Annotated in this window: 19 protein-coding genes; 13 read left to right on the top strand and 6 right to left on the bottom strand. The window is 61.3% G+C overall.

The features are described 5' to 3' along the window. Window positions 1–136 precede the first annotated feature (136 nt). The 13 genes from THIVI_RS10575 (at window position 137) to THIVI_RS10520 (ending at window position 13,331) form a co-directional block, all read left to right on the top strand. A complete protein-coding gene (locus tag THIVI_RS10575; protein ID WP_014778587.1) occupies window positions 137–1,144 on the top strand; it encodes a S49 family peptidase in 1,008 nt (335 codons plus the stop codon). 83 nt (window positions 1,145–1,227) lie between these two features. After that, the gene (locus tag THIVI_RS10570) at window positions 1,228–2,898 is read left to right on the top strand and encodes a pyridoxal phosphate-dependent decarboxylase family protein (protein WP_014778586.1); all 1,671 of its coding nucleotides are present in this window, start codon (window positions 1,228–1,230) and stop codon (window positions 2,896–2,898) included. 91 nt (window positions 2,899–2,989) lie between these two features. Further along, window positions 2,990–4,570 (top strand): peptide chain release factor 3, encoded by a 1,581-nt coding sequence (locus THIVI_RS10565; protein ID WP_014778585.1) that lies wholly within the window; start codon window positions 2,990–2,992, stop codon window positions 4,568–4,570. Between the two features lie 213 nt (window positions 4,571–4,783). Further along, window positions 4,784–5,143, top strand: a complete 360-nt coding sequence (locus THIVI_RS24700) for a hypothetical protein (RefSeq protein WP_014778584.1) — start codon at window positions 4,784–4,786, stop codon at window positions 5,141–5,143. A 49-nt stretch (window positions 5,144–5,192) separates the two neighbouring features. Further along, a complete protein-coding gene (locus THIVI_RS10560; protein WP_014778583.1) occupies window positions 5,193–5,438 on the top strand; it encodes a BolA family protein in 246 nt (81 codons plus the stop codon). 91 nt (window positions 5,439–5,529) lie between these two features. Beyond that, complete coding sequence (locus tag THIVI_RS10555; protein ID WP_014778582.1) at window positions 5,530–6,774, top strand: hypothetical protein; 1,245 nt, start codon at window positions 5,530–5,532, stop codon at window positions 6,772–6,774. Further along, window positions 6,771–7,700 carry a DUF6384 family protein gene (locus THIVI_RS10550; RefSeq protein ID WP_014778581.1) on the top strand — a complete coding sequence of 310 codons (930 nt, stop codon included), beginning with the start codon at window positions 6,771–6,773 and terminating at the stop codon, window positions 7,698–7,700. The genes THIVI_RS10555 and THIVI_RS10550 overlap by 4 nt, the downstream gene beginning before the upstream one ends. 10 nt (window positions 7,701–7,710) lie before the next feature. Next, the gene (locus tag THIVI_RS26060; protein WP_014778580.1) at window positions 7,711–9,150 is read left to right on the top strand and encodes a coiled-coil domain-containing protein; all 1,440 of its coding nucleotides are present in this window, start codon (window positions 7,711–7,713) and stop codon (window positions 9,148–9,150) included. 123 nt (window positions 9,151–9,273) lie between these two features. Beyond that, window positions 9,274–9,573: a sll1863 family stress response protein gene (locus THIVI_RS10540; RefSeq protein WP_014778579.1), complete on the top strand. Its 300-nt coding sequence runs from the start codon at window positions 9,274–9,276 to the stop codon at window positions 9,571–9,573. 59 nt (window positions 9,574–9,632) lie between these two features. Continuing rightward, on the top strand, window positions 9,633–10,070 hold the full coding sequence (gene lysM, locus THIVI_RS10535) for a peptidoglycan-binding protein LysM (RefSeq protein ID WP_014778578.1): 438 nt from the start codon (window positions 9,633–9,635) through the stop codon (window positions 10,068–10,070). Window positions 10,071–10,574: 504 nt separating this feature from the next. Next, window positions 10,575–11,861, top strand: a complete 1,287-nt coding sequence (locus THIVI_RS10530; protein WP_014778577.1) for a nucleotide sugar dehydrogenase — start codon at window positions 10,575–10,577, stop codon at window positions 11,859–11,861. 2 nt (window positions 11,862–11,863) lie between these two features. Beyond that, complete coding sequence (locus tag THIVI_RS10525) at window positions 11,864–12,898, top strand: NAD-dependent epimerase/dehydratase family protein (RefSeq protein ID WP_014778576.1); 1,035 nt, start codon at window positions 11,864–11,866, stop codon at window positions 12,896–12,898. A gap of 22 nt (window positions 12,899–12,920) precedes the next feature. Then, window positions 12,921–13,331 carry a DUF29 domain-containing protein gene (locus THIVI_RS10520; protein WP_014778575.1) on the top strand — a complete coding sequence of 137 codons (411 nt, stop codon included), beginning with the start codon at window positions 12,921–12,923 and terminating at the stop codon, window positions 13,329–13,331. A 6-nt stretch (window positions 13,332–13,337) separates the two neighbouring features. Here the strand turns inward: THIVI_RS10520 and THIVI_RS10515 are convergent, their stop codons facing one another. The 6 genes from THIVI_RS10515 to THIVI_RS10490 all read right to left on the bottom strand — a co-directional run bounded on the left by THIVI_RS10515 (window position 13,338) and on the right by THIVI_RS10490 (window position 19,457). Further along, entirely contained in the window at window positions 13,338–14,447 is a 1,110-nt protein-coding gene (locus THIVI_RS10515; RefSeq protein ID WP_041447215.1) for an IS5 family transposase, read from the bottom strand. Between the two features lie 132 nt (window positions 14,448–14,579). Further along, window positions 14,580–15,449: an HpcH/HpaI aldolase/citrate lyase family protein gene (locus THIVI_RS10510; RefSeq protein WP_014778574.1), complete on the bottom strand. Its 870-nt coding sequence runs from the start codon at window positions 15,447–15,449 to the stop codon at window positions 14,580–14,582. Further along, window positions 15,442–16,551: a cysteine protease StiP family protein gene (locus THIVI_RS10505; protein ID WP_014778573.1), complete on the bottom strand. Its 1,110-nt coding sequence runs from the start codon at window positions 16,549–16,551 to the stop codon at window positions 15,442–15,444. The genes THIVI_RS10510 and THIVI_RS10505 overlap by 8 nt, the downstream gene beginning before the upstream one ends. A gap of 234 nt (window positions 16,552–16,785) precedes the next feature. Further along, on the bottom strand, window positions 16,786–17,544 hold the full coding sequence (locus THIVI_RS10500; protein ID WP_014778572.1) for an HAD family hydrolase: 759 nt from the start codon (window positions 17,542–17,544) through the stop codon (window positions 16,786–16,788). Window positions 17,545–17,741: 197 nt separating this feature from the next. Continuing rightward, window positions 17,742–18,197 carry a tellurite resistance TerB family protein gene (locus THIVI_RS10495; RefSeq protein ID WP_014778571.1) on the bottom strand — a complete coding sequence of 152 codons (456 nt, stop codon included), beginning with the start codon at window positions 18,195–18,197 and terminating at the stop codon, window positions 17,742–17,744. Window positions 18,198–18,263: 66 nt separating this feature from the next. Next, on the bottom strand, window positions 18,264–19,457 hold the full coding sequence (locus THIVI_RS10490) for a TerD family protein (protein ID WP_014778570.1): 1,194 nt from the start codon (window positions 19,455–19,457) through the stop codon (window positions 18,264–18,266). Window positions 19,458–19,460: the final 3 nt, after the last annotated feature.

Raw genomic sequence — 19,460 nt, 5'->3', positions numbered from 1 at the left:
CTGAGCCCTTCGACTGCGCTCAGGACTCACCACGAACGGATGCAATGTCACCACGAACGGATGCAGTCTGGGTAAGATCTTTTCCAAAAAACGCCTTAACTCACAACTGCCAACTTCTTACTGCCTGGAGATTTGCATGAACTGGACATTCTGGACCCGGCGCAAGGATGCGATGCCCTCGCCCGACCAGCCGGATTGGGAGCGCGCGCTTATCAATCGGATGGCCGCCGACTATCTGCGCGACCAGCGCGGTCGCCGACGCTGGGGCGTTTTCTTCAAGTTTTTGATTCTGCTCTATCTCATTGGGATTCTGGTCGCGGCATACTCCCCGCAGATGATCGAGCGAATGTCGTCCAAGGATGGCCATACCGCGCTGATCGAAGTCAAAGGCGTCATTTCCTCGGAGACCGACGCCAGCGCGGATAATGTCATCACCGCACTGCGCGCCGCCTTCGAGGCCGATCAGGTCAAGGGCGTCATCCTGCGGATCAACAGTCCCGGTGGCAGTCCGGTGCAGGCCGGCTATATCAACGACGAGATCAAGCGGCTCAAGGCCAAATACAAAAAAGACAAGGGCAAGGAGATGCCGGTCTATGCCGTGGCCGTCGACCTGTGCGCCTCCGGCGGGTATTACATCGCTGTCGGTGCCGATGCCATCTATGTCGACAAGGCCAGTCTGGTGGGCTCCATCGGCGTGCGCATCGACGGCTTCGGGTTTCAGGACGCCATGGAAGAACTGGGCGTCGAACGCCGTCTGCTGACCGCGGGCGAGAACAAAGGCATCCTTGACCCCTTCTCGCCGCTGCCGGAGTCGCAGCGCGTCTTTATCCAGAGCGTGCTCGATACGCTCCATCGACAATTCATCGCCGAGGTCAAAACGGGGCGGGGCGACAAGCTCAAGGGTGGAGACGAACTCTTCAGCGGACTTTTCTGGAGTGGCCAGGAAGCGGTCGAACTCGGGCTTGCCGACGGTCTCGGCAGTTCCAGTTCGGTCGCGCGCGACCTCATCGGCGCCGAGACGCTCGTCGACTACACTCAGAAGAAGGATCTTCTGGATTCGCTTGCCAAGCGTCTCGGGGCAAGCTTCGGGGCCGGGGCGATGGAGCGTTTTGGGATCCTGCTGGGCAGCGGCACTCCACACTGACCGATCAATGACCGCTTGACCCGTGGCTGCAACCGCGATTCGCGCCGAAAGGCGCGAATCCATTGGCGACGAGGTTGATGTCCATGAACAGCGCACCGAGTCATTACAGCGACCTTCTGGAAACACTGAAGACCTATTTTCCCTCGCCGGTCTCAAACCCCATCATGGACGGCTATTTCGTCCATAGCGTGTCCTGCTTTCTCGACCGGGTCGACGCGCTCAAGTCCGCCGCGCCGGTCCTTGGCAGCAAGCGGGAGGCCGATTACGCCGCGCATCGCACCCTGGTCATGCCCGACGACATGGCCTCGGTGGAAAGCATCAACGCCATGCTGGCGGATTACTGTCGCGGCATGACCGTCTGGTCGCATCCCAACGCCCAGGCCAACGTCATCCCGCCGCCCACGATTTCCAGCATCACCGCCTACATCGCCGCCGCCCTCTACAACCCCAACATCATCTGGGACGAATATTCGGCGCGCTTCGCCGAGGCCGAAGTCGAGGCGGTCGCCATGCTGGCCAGTCTGGTCGGCTACGATCCGGCCGAGGCGGGCGGCGTCTTCACCTTCGGCGGTACCGGGACGATTCTCTATGGCGTCAAGTTGGCGCTGGAAAAGCTCACCGGCGGCCAGGCCATGAAACGCGGCGTGCGCCAGGAGTACAAGATCGTCGCCTCGGGCGCCTCGCATTACGCCCGGCTCAATGTCGCCGGCTGGCTGGGGCTGGGGAGCGATAACCTGATCACCGTCCCCAGCACCAGCCGCAACGACATCTCGCTTCCCGCTCTCGAAGCGACCCTGCGTGGACTCTACGAACGCGACGAAACGGTCCTCGCCATCATTCTCACGCTCGGCACCACCGACGCCTTCGGCATCGACGATCTGGCCGCTGTCGCCGACCTGCGCGAGCGGCTGGTGGCTGAGTATCGGCCGCCGTTTCCGCCTTATCTGCACGCGGATGCGGTGATCGGCTGGCCCTGGCTGGTGTTCCAGGACTATGATTTTGACGCCAACCCGCTCGGCTTCCACGACCGCACCCTGCGCGCGCTGCGCGATACGCTGGAGCGGATGCGGCCGCTGTTTCTGGCCGACAGTCTCGGCATGGATTTCCACAAGACCGGCTACGCACCCTATGTGTCGAGTCTCTTCCTGATCAAGCGGCGCGCCGATCTGGCGCTGCTCAGCCGCGACCCGGCGGCCATGCCCTATCTCTATCAATTCGGTCACTACCGCCCCGGCCTATTCACGCTGGAATGTTCGCGTTCCGGCGCCGGCGCGCTGGCGGCGCTCGCCAATCTGAAGCTGCTGGGCAAACAGGGCTACCAGGTCATTCTGGGGCACAGCGTCGAGATGTCGGAATGTCTGCGCGAGCATCTGGAAAGCCTGACCTGCGCGAAGGTGCTCAACGCGGACAATCTCGGCCCGGTCACGCTGTTCAGGCTCTATCCGGACGGCGTCGACGCCGCCGCGGCCTACCGGCGCGAATGCGCCGATCCCGACTACCGCCCCGAGTTGGAGCGGTACAACCTCTACAATCGACGAATCTTCGATTGGACCCACGCACAGGCGATGCGCGGGGAGGGCGTCTTGCTGTCCTGGACCGACGCCTATCGCCCCGCCGCCGACGGCAAGACCCCGATCGCCGCCCTGAAATCCTTTGTCATGAGCCCCTGGACCGACCGCGCGGCCATGGAGACCGTGGTGCGGCAAGTGCTGGAGGCTCGTGCGCGGATCGAGACGGAGTCGGCTCGGCCATGACTGGCTTGGCTTCCGTTCTCCCTGCCCGAGCGATCCCGCATCGGTATAATCCCAGGCTTTACCAGCGCAGGCCGTGTCCAAACCAGTCCCCATGACAGAACTTCAAGAACAACTCGCTAAACGCCGTACCTTCGCGATCATCTCCCATCCCGACGCGGGCAAGACCACGCTGACCGAAAAGCTGCTGCTGTTCGGCGGCGCGATCCAGCTCGCCGGCACGGTCAAGGGGCGCAAGGCGGCGCGTCACGCGACCTCGGACTGGATGGCGCTGGAGAAGGAGCGCGGGATCTCGGTGACCTCCTCGGTCATGCAGTTTCCCTACGGCGAGGCCATCATCAATCTGCTCGACACGCCGGGACACGAGGATTTCTCCGAGGACACCTATCGCACCCTGACGGCGGTCGACTCGGCGCTGATGGTGATCGACATCGCCAAGGGCGTCGAGGATCGCACCATCAAGCTGATGGATGTCTGCCGGCTGCGCGATACGCCCATCCTGACCTTCGTCAACAAGCTCGACCGCGAGGGCCGCGACGCCATCGAGGTGCTGGACGAGATCGAGAATATCCTCAAGATCAGATGCGCGCCCGTCACCTGGCCGATCGGCATGGGCAAACGCTTCAAGGGGGTGTTTGACCTGCGTTCCGGGCGCACCCATCTGTTCAGCGCCCAGCATGGCGGACGCATCACTCAGGGCGAGATCATCGAGGGGCTCGACAACCCGCGTATGGACGAGGTGCTCGGCGATCAGGCCCAGGAACTGCGCGACGAGATGGAACTGGTGCAGGGCGCCAGTCATCCGCTGAATCTCGCCGACTACATGGCGGGCAAACAGACGCCGGTGTTCTTCGGCTCGGCCATCAACAATTTCGGCGTGCGCGAACTGCTGGATGCCTTCGTGGAATACGCCCCGCCGCCGCGTCCGCGTCAGACCCGCCAGCGTCTGGTCGATCCCGCCGAGGACGCCTTTAGCGGCTTCGTCTTCAAGATCCAGGCGAACATGGACCCGGCGCATCGCGATCGGGTGGCCTTTCTGCGGGTCTGTTCGGGCAGTTATCAAAAGGGCATGAAGATGCGTCACGTGCGCATCGGCAAGTCGATTCAGGTCGCCAACGCCATCACCTTCCAGGCCGACGAGCGGCGTCAGGTGGAAGACGCCTGGCCCGGCGACATCATTGGCCTCCACAATCACGGCACCATCCAGATCGGCGATACCTTCACCGAGACCGAGGATCTGAAATACGAGGGCGTGCCGTATTTCGCGCCCGAGTTGTTTCGCCGGGTCGTGCTCCGCGATCCGTTGCGCACCAAGGCCTTGCAGAAGGGCGTGGTGCAGCTCGCCGAGGAGGGCGCGACCCAGGTGTTCCGTCCGCTGAAAAACAACGATCTGATTCTCGGGGCGGTCGGGATTCTGCAATTCGACGTGGCGGCGTATCGGCTTAAGGACGAATACGGGGTCGACGCCTTCGTCGAACCGGTGAGCGTGAAGACCGCCCGCTGGGTGACTTGCACGGACGCCAAGATGCTGGAGCGCTTCAAGGAAAAGAATTACGAGAATCTGGCTTTGGACGGCGACGACCAGCTCGTCTATCTGGCGCCGACGCGGGTCAATCTGAGCCTGGCCGAAGAGCGTTGGCCGGAGGTGCGGTTTCTGGCGACACGCGATCTTTGAACCCCCTTCCAGAGCGAAGCACGGCGGTTTGTCGCCTTCCCTGGAGTTGCGGCGATCAGAGCACCGGCGATTGGCGGGAGGCGGTTTAACAGGATGTTTTATTTCATCAAGAATCCACGCCGGATCAACGGCCCCGCTGGCAGAGCATGGCAGAATGTGAGACGCGGCCTCTGCTGGGGCCGTGCTCGCACCGATTGCTAGGAATTGGAAATTATGAATCCGATAGAAATTCTAAAGAACCTGTTGCTTCAGTTGGAAGCAGAGATCAACTCAACAAGTGTGCACAAAATTCAGTTTCACCAGCAACGTGTTAGGCAGAATCACATGGGATTTTTAGGCTGTAACGGTCGTTTGTGGGTATCACCGTCTTCCGTTGGCTACGACATTGCGCTATCAGGAAAATCCCTAGAGAAACAAATGTATCCATTCATGCAGAGCTTGTGTGGCAGAGAGTGTGACGGCTATAAGCAAAAGAATGCCAAAATTGGAAAGAAAGACTCTCCTTTTTGGCGCGTTAATGATTTCAAATTGGTGAAAGACGCTGTATTGCACTATTCTCAAACGAGTAAATGATATAGCTGCCTAATGCGGTTTAACTTGCTTTATTGAAGAGGAATTTGTTTTGGAAACCGAAGCAGTCGCCCAACTCATCCGCGCGGGCATCCCGAATGCCGAGGTCCAGGTCTCCGGCGATGGCAGTCACTTCGAGGCGCTGATCGTCAGCGAAGTCTTCGAGGGTCTGACGCCGATCAAGCGTCAGCGCCTGGTGATGGAAACCGTCAAGACCCAGATCGCCAGCGGCGAACTGCATGCCTTGTCGATCAAAACCCAGACGCCGGCGCAGCATGCCGGGTCGGGTGTTTGCTAAGGCGATTTCCGGGAAAGTCCGTACCAGAATCAACGCTTCAAAAGTTCAAGCCGCCTCAGACCAAAACCAAACCATTAGGGACGGAAAAACCATGACGACGACCGACACCGCCGCTGCCGCCGCTACTGCCAACGCGAGCGCGATCTCTGCCGCGACCCCGATGCAGTATCTGGACAAGGCCATGAACGGCCTGCACGATCTGGGACTCCTGCCCACCGATGGGGACAAACAAGTCGAGCCGATCATCGCCCTGCTGAACCAGATATCCGTCCTCGACGAAGGCCGCGTGACCGCCATCGCCCGCACGCTCAACGAGGCGTCGCTGTTCAACGACGTGGTCCGTCAGCAGGTACAGGCCATGGAAATCGGCAGCCGCTACGAGGAGATCACCAACGCCTTCAACAGCATCCGCGACGATGCCAAGACGATGGTGGACCAGATCGAGGACGGCAAGCTGGATACCTTCGAGCGACTCGGCAATGTGTGGATGAAGGTCTCGCGCGGGGACATCGCCGACCGCTTCGACAAGATCAAGGGTACCTATCTGGAAGTGACCGCGTCCACCAACGATCAGATCCAGCGGGAACAGAAGATTCTGGAAGCCTATCAGGATTTCCGCGGGGCGCTGAAACAGTCCGAAGTCTTGGCCCTGGAAGTGCTCAAAACCGCCCAGGGCAAGCTCGACGAGGCTAAGGCCGGAGTTGCGGCGGCCATGCAGGAAGTCGAGGCCAACACCTCGCAGGAGCCCGCCGTTCGCGCCCGCTTCGAGATGGCCAGAGACGAGAAGGTCCGCGCGCTTCAACAGGAAGAAAAGCGTTATCAGATCGCCAAGGATCTCGCGGATAACCTCACGATTTCCTACAACACCTCCGAAGTGGTCATGGCGCGTCTGCTTCAGACCACCAATGCCAAGGAGCGGGTCTATGCGCAGGCGGTGAGCTTCTTCAGCACCAATGAAGTGGTCCTGACCGCGCTGACCGCCTCTTTCACGGGCATGTTCGGTCTGCACGAGGGCACGCAGACCGTGAATGCCATGAAGGAAGGAATGAGCCAGTCGCTGGAGGTGCTGGCGGACATCGGTGGCAAGGTGCAGGAGGCGGCGGTCCAGGCGGGCTATGGCCCTACGGTGCGCGCGGACTCGGTCAAAAAGCTGGTGGATTCGGTGGTCTCCTGGCAGGTCAGATCCCATGAGATCATCGAGGAGATGCGCAAACAGAGCACCGCGAACGCCAACGAGATCCGCGACGCGGTGGAGGAGGGCAAGCGCAAGCTGGCCCGGCTTGCCGATCAGGGTAAGGGTCTGGAAATGCCCGCCGCGTCGCCCGTTCGGCCATGAACGCGGCGGCTACCCTGACATCAGGTTCCGCTCCGGCACCGGCAAGCAAGCCGCCCCTGGATGACGTGATGCTCGCCATGGATGTGGTCGATACGCTGCGTCGACGCGAGCGGATCGTGCAAAAGGAGCTGGACGAGGTTGGCCGCGAGGAGGACCTGAAGGAGCGTCTGCGCCGGATCTACGCGGCGCAGGGGATCGCGGTGCCGGATTCGGTCATTGAGCAGGGCGTTGCCGCGCTCAAGGAGGATCGCTTCACCTATAAGCCGCCGCCGGATTCGTTCGTCATCAAGCTCGCCCGGATCTATGTCAACCGGGGTGTCTGGGGGACATGGCTGGGCGGTCTCGTGGGGGCCGGCGCGCTGGCCGGCGCGCTCTATTATTTCGTGGTGCTGGCTCCCAATGCCGCTCTTCCAGACACGCTTGAAGAGGTTTACGCAGAGGCTGTCGCGCTGGCCAAATCCGATCAGGCACAGGAGACGCTGGAGCGTTCCTTCAACGCGGGTCGGGCCGCGTTGCGCGGTGATGACAAGGCCGCCGTCCGGGAGGCCATCCGGCAGATCGAAGATGCGCGCGACATTCTGGAGCAGGAATATCGGCTGCGCATCGTCAATCGGCCCGACGAGAAGACGGGGGTCTGGCGGATTCCGGACATCAATACCGGGGCGCGCAACTTCTATCTTCTGGTCGAGGCCGTCGATCCCACTGGGAGGGTGCTGACGGTGCCAATCGAGAACGAGGAGACCCGCAAGACCGAGCGGGTGAAGCGCTGGGGTTTGCGAGTCGACGAGCGCACCTTTAAGGCGGTCGCCGCGGACAAGCAGGACGATGGCATCATCGAGCGAGACCGATTCGGCCAGAAGACGCGGGGCGAACTGGTGCCGCGTTATGAGATGAAAACGACCGGCGGGGCGATTACGCAGTGGTGAGGAGAGACGCATGATTTCCGGACGACAGACCCTGTCAAGCATCGACCAGGCGGTCAACGATGCGCGTACCCGGATCGCTACCATTGAGTCGCAGATCGAGGGTGTGAACGGACGCCTGGCCGAACTGCAACAGGCGCTGACCCAGGACTATAAAGACCTGGCCCAAGTGCGCGTCGGCCTGATGACGGACCCGGAGACACTGCGCCATTTGGATCAGGCGGAGCGGCAGGCGCTGGCACTCCTGTCCCAGCGCGAGTCCGCCCTGCGCGAACTGGAGACTAAACTCCAGTCCGCCGATGCACTCCGGCAGACCCTGGAGCGCGAGCGCTCCGCCCAGGCCGCCCGCCTGGATGCCGCGGATGCGGCGGTGGATGCTGCCGCGGCCCGGATCCAGACGCGCCTGGATGCGGATCCCGACTACCGAAGGCAGCGCGAACAGGCCACGGAGGCCGAGCGTCTGGCCATGCACGCCAGCGAAAAGGCAACCCGCAGCGAGGAGGAACGTGAACAAAAGGGCGCTGCCTTCCGGGGCGATCCGCTGTTCCTCTATCTCTGGGAGCGGAACCATGGCACGCCCGAGGATAAATCCTGGGGCCTGTTCCGGGCGCTGGATCGCTGGGTCGCGAAGCGGATCGGATTCGCGGACGCCCGCGCCAATTTCAGCCGCCTGAACGAGATCCCGGAGCGGCTGCGCGAGCATGCCAGAGGTCTCCAGGCCGGCGCCGAGAGCGAGTACGCCGCGCTCAAGGCGCTCGACGAGGCCGCGCGGGCGGCGGACGGCATCCCGGCCCTGGAACGGATCGTCGCCGACGAACAAGCGAGTCTCGACGCCATCGACGAGCGGATCGCCCATGCCGAGTCGGACCAGCAGGTTCTGATGGCGCGCAAGGCGCTCTTCGCCGCCGGCGAGGACGAGCACACCAGAAAGGCGGTCAACTTCATGGCCGCCGAGTTCCAGCGGGAGGATCTGATGGAACTGCGGCGGGAGGCGCTCGCGACGCCCTATCCCGAGGACGATCTGATCGTCGGGCGGATGCTCCAGCGCGAAGACGAGCGCCGCCAGTTGGCGGCCAGTATTCAGGGGCTCAAGGATGCCATCCTCCAGCAGCAGAAGCGACTGACCGAACTCGAAGCGCTGCGGTCGGATTTCAAGCGCAGCCGCTACGACCGAGCCGGTTCGACCTTTGGCGACGGGGACATGATCGCCATGCTGCTTGGCCAGTTCGTCAATGGCATGCTGGACCGCGACAACCTCTGGCGCATCCTGCGCGAGCAGCAGCGCTACCGACCGCAACAGTCCGACCCGACCTTTGGCTCCGGCGGTTATGGCCGCGGCACCGTGTGGGGCGGCGGATCGGGCGGTCTGAGCGATATCGTCGGCAGCTTTGGAAGGAGCGGCGGCGGTGGCGGAGGCAGTGGCGGCGGTTTCCGTACGGGTGGCGGATTCTGACGCGAAAGATTGACAACGCGGCTTGGCCAGTCTAAGGATATTGATGTCTTGTGATTGTGTTCTGTTCGATGCTCTGTCTTTTCAGCGACCCTGTCTTTTTAACGTCTGTAGAGGATGCTGCCGATGATGACCAAAGAAGAGTACGTCGAGAAGCTCAAGAACCAGCTCGACGAGTGGAAAGTCGATCTGGACAATCTGCGCGCCAAGGCGGCCGATGCCGCCGACGATGTCAGGGAATCGATCGAGAAAGAGATCGCCGAAATCAAGCTCAAATGGGACGAGGGCGAGGGCAAACGTCAGGAAATGATCGATTCCGCCGATGAAAAATGGGACGAGCTGAAGGAAGATGCCGAGGAGGGCTGGGCTCATCTCACTGGCTTCGTGAAAGACTCTCTGGATCGCATCAAGTCGAAATTCAGCTAGTTCAACGGCTTTTTCTCGTTCGCGTCATTCTGCGTTCTCAATTGCCAGCGGAGGTCTTTATGGGACTGTTCGACTTTCTGAAGGGGAATGGCAAGAAAGTCTTCGGCAACGATGCCGAGGCAAGCGAGAAGATCAGGGAAGAGATCGAACGCGACAATCCAGGCGTCAAGGATCTGTCGGTGACCTACGATCAGGGCGTGGTCACGCTCGCCGGCACGGCGGACAGTCCGGATGCCATGGAGAAAGCCGTGCTCATGGCCGGCAATATCCAGGGGGTTGCGGAGGTCAAGGTCGACCAATTCTCCGCCCCGCCCCAGACCGTCGACGTCGAGTTTTATGTTATCGAGAAAGGCGATTCGCTGTCGGCCATTGCGAAAAACTTCTATGGCGATGGCGGTGCCTATTCGCGGATCTTCGAGGCCAATCGAGAGGTCATCAAAGATCCGAACCTGATCTACCCCGGCCAGAAAATCCGGATTCCCAAGTCCGCAGTCTAAGGGGCGCGGAACCAAAGGCGCGCCATTCGGGCGCGTCTTTCTAAGTTTGAACCGGAGCTTGGCGGTTGAGACGCACACCCATCTGCCGCCGTCGCCGTAGAGACAAGGCAATGCCTTGGGCGATTTCCGGAAAAGCTTATACCCACTTTCGTGGTGACATTGCATCCGTTCGTGGTGAGCTTGTCGAACCATGAACGGATGCAATGTCGGCCTCGGAGCGCGATTTCCGCCCGTCCTTCGACAAGCTCAGGACGAACGGAAATCGGTAAAGTCATTCCCGTAAATCACCTTGTCTCTACACCACCACCATTAACATCGTCACTGCCTCTCTGCTGTGTCACGGTGATTCTTGGCGCTCTGCGCCGCGAAGCCTGGCACTGATTCGCGCGGCCCGCTATCATCCGGCATCGTTAGACGCATCCGCACCGTCCGTCGCGTTCCAAGGTCCGCCGTGCCGCGGCAGATTCGGTTGGCGCGCTCCATCGTCTCCAAGGGAAAGCCCTCATGAAACCTATCGTTGCCGTCGTTGGCCTGGGCTATGTCGGTCTGCCGCTCGCGGTCGAATTCGGTAAGCAATACGAAACCATTGGCTACGATCTCTCGGAGGCCAAAATCGCGCAGTACCGCAACCACTGCGATCCCACCGGCGAGGTCAGTACCGAAGACCTGAAGGCGGCGACCCGGCTCAGCGTCAGCACCGACCCATCCACGCTTGGCAAGGCCGATTTCATTGTCGTCGCCGTGCCGACTCCGGTGGACGACACCCATATCCCCGATTTCTCGCCGCTAGTCGGTTCTTCCACCACCGTCGGTCAACACATGAAGCGAGGCGCGACGGTGGTCTATGAATCCACCGTCTATCCGGGCGCCACCGAGGAGGTCTGCGTTCCGCTGCTGGAAGAGCACTCCGGTTTGAAATGGAAAACGGATTTCCATGTCGGCTACTCTCCCGAGCGGGTCAACCCCGGCGACAAGGAGCGCACCATCACCCGCATCGTGAAAGTTGTTGCCGGCGATGACGAGCCGACCGCCGATGCCGTGGCCGCACTCTATGCCTCGGTGATTACCGCCGGGGTTCACCGCGCCAGTTCGATCAAGGTTGCCGAGGCCGCCAAGGTCATCGAAAACACGCAACGCGATCTCAACATCGCGCTGATGAACGAGCTGGCGCTGATCTTCGGGCGGCTTGGTATCGATACCCTGGAAGTGCTGCAAGCCGCCGGCACCAAATGGAATTTCCTCCCCTTCCGGCCTGGCCTGGTTGGCGGCCACTGTATCGGCGTCGATCCCTACTATCTCACCCACAAGGCGGTGGCGCTGGGCTATCACCCCGAGGTCATCCTGGCCGGTCGGCGCATCAACGACGGCATGGCCGCGTATGTGGCGCAACAAACCGTCAAGGCGCTGATCAACAATGGCGACACCATCAAGGGCGACAAGGTCATCGTGCTGGGCCTCACCTTCAAGGAAAACTGCCCCGATCTGCGCAACTCCAAGGTCGCCGACCTCGTCCGGGAACTGCAATCCTTCGGTTGCGAGGTTGCCGTGCACGATCCCATCGCCGAATCCTCGGAGGCCGAACATGAATACGGCATCCGTCTCACGCCCTGGGAGCAGTTACCCAAAGACGCATCGGCCATCGTCGCCGCCGTGTCGCACCGGGAGTATCTGGCCATGTCGCTGGCTGAACTAACCTCTAGGCTGAAGCAGGGCGGCGTCTTTACCGATGTGAAGTCGGCTTATGATCCGGACGCGATTCGGGCTGCGGGTTTCAGGCTTTGGCGGTTGTGACCATGAACCAATACGCCCAACTCCGCTTGCATCTGTCCGCCAACCCGAAAACCTGGCTGATCACCGGCGTCGCCGGTTTTATCGGCTGCAACCTGCTGGAGATCCTGCTGAAGCTGGATCAGCCTGTCGTCGGTCTGGATAATTTCGCAACCGGACACCGCCAGAATCTCGAACAGATTCAGCAGGCGGTCACGCCGGCGCAGTGGGCGCGTTTCAACTTCATCGAAGGAGATATCCGCCAGCCGGACGCTTGCCGCGCCGCCTGCGTGGGGGTCGACTATGTCCTGCATCAGGCCGCGCTCGGCTCGGTGCCGCGCTCGCTCGAAGATCCTATCGCGACCAACGCGGCCAACATCGACGGTTTTCTGAACATGCTGGTCGCGGCTCGCGATGCGCAAGTTCTGCGCTTCGTTTATGCGGCGTCCAGCTCGACCTATGGGGACCATCCAGGACTACCGAAGGTGGAGGATGTCATCGGCAAGCCGCTCTCGCCCTATGCCGTGACCAAGCTGGTCAACGAACAGTACGCCGAGGTTTTCGCCCGCGCCTATGGTTTCAAAACCATCGGCCTGCGTTATTTCAATATCTTCGGCGCCCATCAGGATCCGAACGGCGCCTATGCCGCCGTGGTGCCGAAGTGGGCGGCGGCGATGATCGCCAACGAGCCGGTGTGGATCAACGGCGATGGCGAGACCAGCCGCGATTTCTGTTATATCGCCAATGCCGTGCAGGCCAACCTGCTGGCGGCCACCGCCGAGCATCCGGACGCGGCCAATCAGGTCTATAACGTCGCGGTTGGCGAGCGCACGTCGCTGAACGAACTCTTCGAGTCCATTCGCGCCACGCTGGCGCCACGTTTTCCGCATCTGCAAGATTTCGCGCCGAGCTATCGCGATTTCCGCGCGGGCGATGTGCGTCATTCGCTCGCCGATATTTCCAAGGCCCGGAACCTGCTGGGGTACGCGCCCAGTCATCGCATTCAGGATGGCCTGGCGGAGGCGATGGATTGGTATGTGTCCGATCTGACCATGCGTTGACCATTGGGAATCGGAGGGGGGCATGTCGAGGCTTTACGACAGCGACTTTCATGCCTGGACTTACGAACAGGCGAGCCTGTTACGCGCCGGGAATCTGGCGGAAGCCGATCTTTCGCACATTATCGACGAGATCGAGAGCATGGGTCGCAGTGAGCAGCGAGAACTCGTCAACCGCCTGGTCGAGCTGCTGCTTCATCTTCTGAAGTGGCGTTTTCAGCCTGGGTTGCGCGGGAACTCCTGGCGGCTGTCGATCAAGGAACAGCGTCTCCGGTTGGACCTCCACCTGGCGGACAATCCAAGCCTGACAGCGAAACTCGATCAGGCGATCGCACAAGCCTATCGTCTGGCCTTGATCGAGGCCGAGCGCGAAACCGGATTGGCGGAATCCACCTTTCCGGTCGTCTGTCCTTTTTCTTTTTCTCAGAGGGTGTAGACAAAATCAAACCGTTGTGGTCAACCGCCGCAGCAGGATGCGCGCCTCCGCCAGCCAAACCCAGGTTTCGGAGACCGCTGGCAGACGGTCATGATGCATGATCAATCGACGGGCACGCTCATTCCACGCATGGGTGCGCTCGACAACCCAGCGCTTCGGCAGCGGAACGAAGCCGTCGGCGTTGGCGATCACCACTCGGTCAGGCGCCCCGTCCACGTGCCAGGAGCCAACGCTTTTGTTGGCTGGATGGCGCACGACTTCCACGCGGATCGCGTGGGTCTGCTCGGTGGTTTGGGCAAATTGACCGGCGTAGGCGCTATCGACAAACAGCGTGTTGATCTGGGGGTACTTGGCGGCCGCGTCAGCGACGGCGCCCGAGGCGGCATCGCGGTCCTGAAGATTGGCCGCGACCACGCTCACCGCCAACACGAACCCCAAGGTATCGACCACCAGGCTGCGCTTGCGCCCCTTGACCTGCTTGCCCGCATCAAAGCCGCTCGGTCCACCCTGCGGCGAGCCGCGGGTCGATTGCGCATCCAGCACCGCCGCCGTCGGCGCGATCTCACGCCCCTCGCGTTCGCGCCATTGCCCCCGCAGTCGATCATGCATCTGCTCAAACTTCCCAGCCGCACTCCAACGGCGAAACGTCTTGTAGACATTCTGCCAAGGCGCGAAATCGTGCGGCAGCATCCGCCACGCGCACCCCGTGCGCACCACGTAGCAACACGCCTCCAGGATGCTCCGGCGCGACACGCGGGGCGGTTGACCCCGCCCGCCCGGCATCTCAAAGAGAGCGGCGACCAAGTCCCACTCCGCATCGGTCAGACAACTTGGGTAGCTTTGGTCGGGGTCGTGGCGACGATGCGCATCCGTATACCCATACCGACGCGGCGTTGCGCGCGCTTGCGCCTCGAGACCACTCTCGCCCCGGAGGCGCGTGACGCCCGCCTCCCGCAAGGACTTGCGAATCGTTGCTTCATGAGCCTCGATTCCCGTCCGTGCCGCGAGTTCCCGGGCAATCTCTGACAGCGTGGAGGTCGGGCGATCCGTGACAATTTGACGCAATACCGCTTGCTCCGCCTCGTGAATCTTGGGGGGACGACCAGCTTTCGACATCAGCGCACACCAGCTCAGTTGTAGACTGGTATACAAATAGCAGCTCAATTATTTTTGTCTACACCCTCTCAGATCATGGATGAAAACTTCTGGCCTGATCGTGCGGGGTGAAGAGGGGATGGCTCCATTCGATCAGGAATCGATCGCGGTGCGTTCGATGATATGCCGCGCCCAGGCGCTATGCGTGGCGACTTCGCACATGGAGCCGCCGAACTGAAAGACCGCGCGGTCGTCGGTCAGAATGCGTTGGGCGGCCTCCAGTTCCAGTTGCGAGACGCGAAAACTCGCCTCGATCGTCGGAAGTTGGCTGGGGTGAATGGCGGTCTTTCCACAGAGGCCGTGGGCGATATCCTCGCTCAGTTCTTCCCGGAGAATCTCCGGACAATCGATATGCTCGAACACCGGGGCGGTGAGCTGAAAACCGAAGGGTTTGAAGACGGTCACCAGATGGGCGATGGTGTGTCCGAGGGGCGTGCGGTAGATGGTGCGGTCGCGGGGCCGGCGGATGCCGAGAATGGACAGGAGATCGTTGCCGCCGATGCGTAGCGCTAGAATCCGCTTCTGATATCCCCGGTCGAGCAGATGGTCGCGCAGTTCGATCATTCTCGACGTGTCGAAGACATCTCGTGTTTCGAGCGTCGGCATGCACAGATGCCGGGACTCCATGAGCTGGCTCAGATAGACATCCACATTGCTCAGATCCAGCTTGGGCAGGACGAATCCGTCCAGCTTTTCCACGCCGGGCAGCGCGAGCAGCCAGGTCAGAATTTCGGGATTGCGCACGCGCACGAAGCGCAGGGCGGATGACCTGGCCTGCATCCGTTCCAGACAATCGCGGAGGTTGTCGAGTCCGGACGCGAGCGCCTCCTCCGCCACGGCATCCTCGGTGCAGAAGATGACCGAACGCAATTCCGGCCACTTGACGCCGTTGGCAATTTTCAGAACATCCCGATGGGTTGCCGGAACATAGAGGGAGCCGCCAAGTCGGTAGGCATTAAGCATCGGATAAACCTTTGATGAGCGAGACGGCTTGGTAGGGCAATGCTGGATCGACCTCCCAATGCACCTTTTTTTCCTGGGCCAATTGTAAGAGATGCCGCGCCTCCGGGGCGGTCGGATCGCGGACGATGAGCCGTTCCGGGACGCGCCGCAGCAGGACGCGGGTCGCTTCGCCAATGCCTGGCTTGATGAGATTCTCGTCCGTGATCCCGCAGCGATCCTGGATCGCGGCGAGCCAGATCCGGGAGCGTTCGCGCGCGGGCAGTGGATCGACCGGGGTGGGGCAGGGCACGTAACCTTCCTCCAGCAAGGCGCGGATCTCTCGCAGGAGTTCGTCGACGAACCACCGGGATCGATCCTCCGAGGCGAATTCGCGGTAATAGACGCAGCCGTGGAAATCGTCGGGTCCGATCCGTTCGTTCAAGATGGAGCGGCTGATCAGGCCCGACATGGTCGCGTTCAGGATGCTCGACGGGATCAGATAGTCCGCGTCCGTGGGTGCTATGCCGACACCGGCCAGATCGGTCAGGGCGAAGAGCGTGGTGTCCAGACGAATGCCATGTGTTCTGTCGAATGACTCGACCGATGCCTTCAACTCGCGGGCGATGACGCCCTTGCCGGTCCAGCCATCCACGAAGACGATCCCGGCCGCTTCTCTTGCCTCGTCATTCAGGATAAAGCGCAGTGCGTTTTGGTCGATGCCCCGGTCGCGAATGATCGAGAGTGAATAATGGGTGGCCGGGCGGTCGAGGATGTCGGTGAGAACATGCTTGAGCGCCACGCCGACCGGGGTGCCGGCGCGCGCGAGCGAGACCAGCGTGATGTCGTAGGGTCGGCGTGCCGCGACGATGGCGGCTAGGTCGAGCAGCCCTTGTGCCATGCGTTGCCGGTTCATGGCGAACGCCTGGTGGAAAATGTCCATGTAGTGCGGCGAGGGCAGGGTTTCGGGACTCAGCATCTCGCTGTAATGCCGTTGACCGCTTTGAATCAGGCGTTCTTTCTCGGCAATAGCGACGGGCTCCATCGCGATGGGCTTGAGCAGAATGCTGACATCCTCGGGGCGGTAACTCCCTGAAAATTGCGCGCGCTGTTCGACTGGAGGCATGGGCATCGGTCTCCGGTGAGGTGGTTTTCGCAAGCGGGACGAAGGCTGGTACGTGTCAGCAATTGTCAATGTGGGATGATCGCCGCCCCGCCACTGTTCCACGGCGCGGATCAATGCGTTCAACGCGGACGTTGCACGGCATCCCTTGTCGGGGCGAATTCATTCGCCCCTGCATCCGCGCAACCGCGCGGTGAATAAATTTGCCCCTACAGGGCTTCGATCATCGCAGGTGGCTTACAGCAGGGGCCGGCCGATGGTTTCGCCGAATAACTGCGAGCCCCGCGGTGTCAGCGAATAATCGCATTCGGCCATGAAGGCGCCGTCGATGAGACTGTCGCCGATGCCGACGGTCATCAATTCGCCCCATTCTCCTCCCAGTATTTCGATCAGATAGCGCACGGCGTGTTCTTTGCCGAGCGTGCGGGGCAGCACCGCGAGGTTGTTCCCGTTGCGATGCAGTCGATAGACGCTAGTTCGATCCGCGACCCAGGGCTGGATCAAGACGCGCTGTAACACATCGAGATCGCCGTCGCGGCCCTCCCGATATTTGGCGACCAAATAAAAGGGCAGGTCGAAATCCTCAATGATCCGGACGTGGGCGGAGAGTCCCTGTTGGACGATGAAGGTGGCGACATGATCGAGCAGTTCGTTCAAATCCTCCAGATGGTTCCGGGAGGCGGTCGTCATGCGTTCCAGCCAGGGCGCGTCGGGAACGCCGTCGGGGTTCAGGACGATTCCGCCATAGTCGATGATGCGCCAGCTCTGAAAGGGTAGTTCCACCCGACGGAGCGAATCCAGATCCCGCGCGGTGGTGGGGATCACCGTCGTATTGGTGTCCAGCAGATGCCAGAACGCCTGCTGTTTCGCCGTCATGAAGGAATGGGCGCTGCCATCGCGAAGATAAGCGACCGGTCGCAGATCCGCGTCGGTCGGGCATTTTGGCCGACTCTGGAAGAGGGTGTCGTCCAGGTCGAGAAAAACCAGCTTGCGCACCTTAAACCGCGTCCGGCATGAACAGCGTTGTCGGTGTCTTCGTTTCGCGTCGCCACGACTCGCGCACATCGGAGTTGACGCGGTTTAAGATTTTCATTTTTCCGCTCATTTAAACCGCGTCTCGCCGATGGTTGGTGGTTGCCGCGAAGCTGGTCTGTCTTGCAAGCTTCGCGGATCGCGCTGGACGCGGTTTAAGTTTAAACCAGCTCGAAATCCGCCGGGTTGAGGGCGAGTTCCATGGCGATCTTGCGGGCGACGCGCTTCTCGCTATCGTCGAAATTGCCGTCGGCGGCGGCGATGGCGATGATCAGACGCATGATGAGACGAGCGGCGTCATCCTTGCCCTTCATCTTGCGGATCGCATCGTAGGCCTTGGCCTCGCCCAGATCCTTGTCGAATTCGATCTGGCTCATGGCGTTCTGGAAGGCGTCGATCAGATCCTTGCTGGAGAAGACGGACAGCGCCTCATAGTTCTCGATGAAGCGCATCATCTTCTGCTTTTCTTCGGAGGAGACGTGACCGTCAGCCATGGAGATCAGCACCGAGCCGCTGATGGCCGCGTTCAGAAAATCCTTGTTCTTGAATTTCATCGCCTCGTTTTTCAGTTCGGAGGCTTTCTGCTTCAGGTTGCTGACGAAGTCTTGGAAGCTCATGGCGTTTGCTCTCTGTTGGATCGCGATTGACGAAAATGTTGTTCAGTGGGCAGGCGACGCTGGCGATCAATCCTTCTTGCCTCTCACCCAATCCAAGCCCCAGCGATGGGCCTTGTCGACATCGAGATGGCCCCGGTAGTAATCGACGAGCTTGGTGATCTTGACCGAGCCGCCCTGATTCTCGATCAGGGCGATGGCGCACATGGGCCGATCGTTGCGGCTGGAATCGAGTTGGATCTCGATTTCCGGCTGTCCGGGCGTTTTCAGGGTGATGCGCGCGTTGGCCTCGGCCCAGTTCGGAGTCCCTTCGTAGATAAAGGCATAGACGACAATGCGCTGGATGTCATCCCAATGCTGGCCGTTGATGCGCAGGTTCTCGCCCTCGGTCCGGGTGCCGGTGCGGTCGTCCGCGTCGAGGGCGATATAGGGCGGATCCCGGTACTCGCCAAAGGTATTGCCCAGCGCCTGGACCACGCTCTTGGAGCCATCTTTGAGTTCGTACAGACAGCCGAGATCCAGATCGATGCTGTTGGAACGGGTGCCGCCGAAAAAGCCCTTTTTGACGGGGCCGGCGCGGGTTGTCCAGTTGAGATTGATGAGAATCTCGCCGTGGGCCGCATTGGCCTTCTTGTCGAGCGAAACCGTGTTGCCGCGCTTTTCCAGGGTGATCTTGCTCAGATTGAGCGGCGCCGGCTGAGGTTTGGGCGGAACGGGTGCCGAGACTGGGGCGGGTGTCTCCTCCACGGTGCCGCCGAAATGTCCGACCAGTGCCGCCATGCCGCCATTGAACCCCTGGCCCAGCGCGCTGGTGCGCCAGACGCCGTCCTTGCGGTAGATCTCCAGCAGCATCAGCGCGCGCTCGGCGGCGAAGTCGGCGCCGCTGAAGTCGAAGCGCCCCGTCTCGCGGCCGGCATCCATGAAACGCACATGACCGCTGCCGATGCTGGACATGGCGCCGGCGCCGTCGAGCGCGGCGGTGATCGTCAGACGCTCGATGGTCGCGGGGAGTTTGCCAAGGTCGACGGCAAAACCCGCCGCATCGCCCGCGGGCGTTTCCAGCCGCACGCCGCCGCAGGGCGTCGTCGGCTGATTGAAGAAGGTCATGTAGCGATCATCGGAAAGCCTGCCCTGACCATCCAGGCCGAAGCAGGCGAAATCGAGAATCAGGCCGGGTGCGTTCACGGCCACGCCGAGCGTGAAGCGCTGGCCGTTGGGGACCAGATCGGCGATTTTGGCCCGTTGTCCGCGTTGTAGATTCATCCG

The sequence above is a fragment of the Thiocystis violascens DSM 198 genome, assembly GCF_000227745.2.
Lineage (GTDB): Bacteria > Pseudomonadota > Gammaproteobacteria > Chromatiales > Chromatiaceae > Chromatium > Chromatium violascens.
The sequence above is the reverse complement of the archived record's forward strand: the minus strand, read 5'-3'. Positions and strand labels throughout refer to the sequence as shown.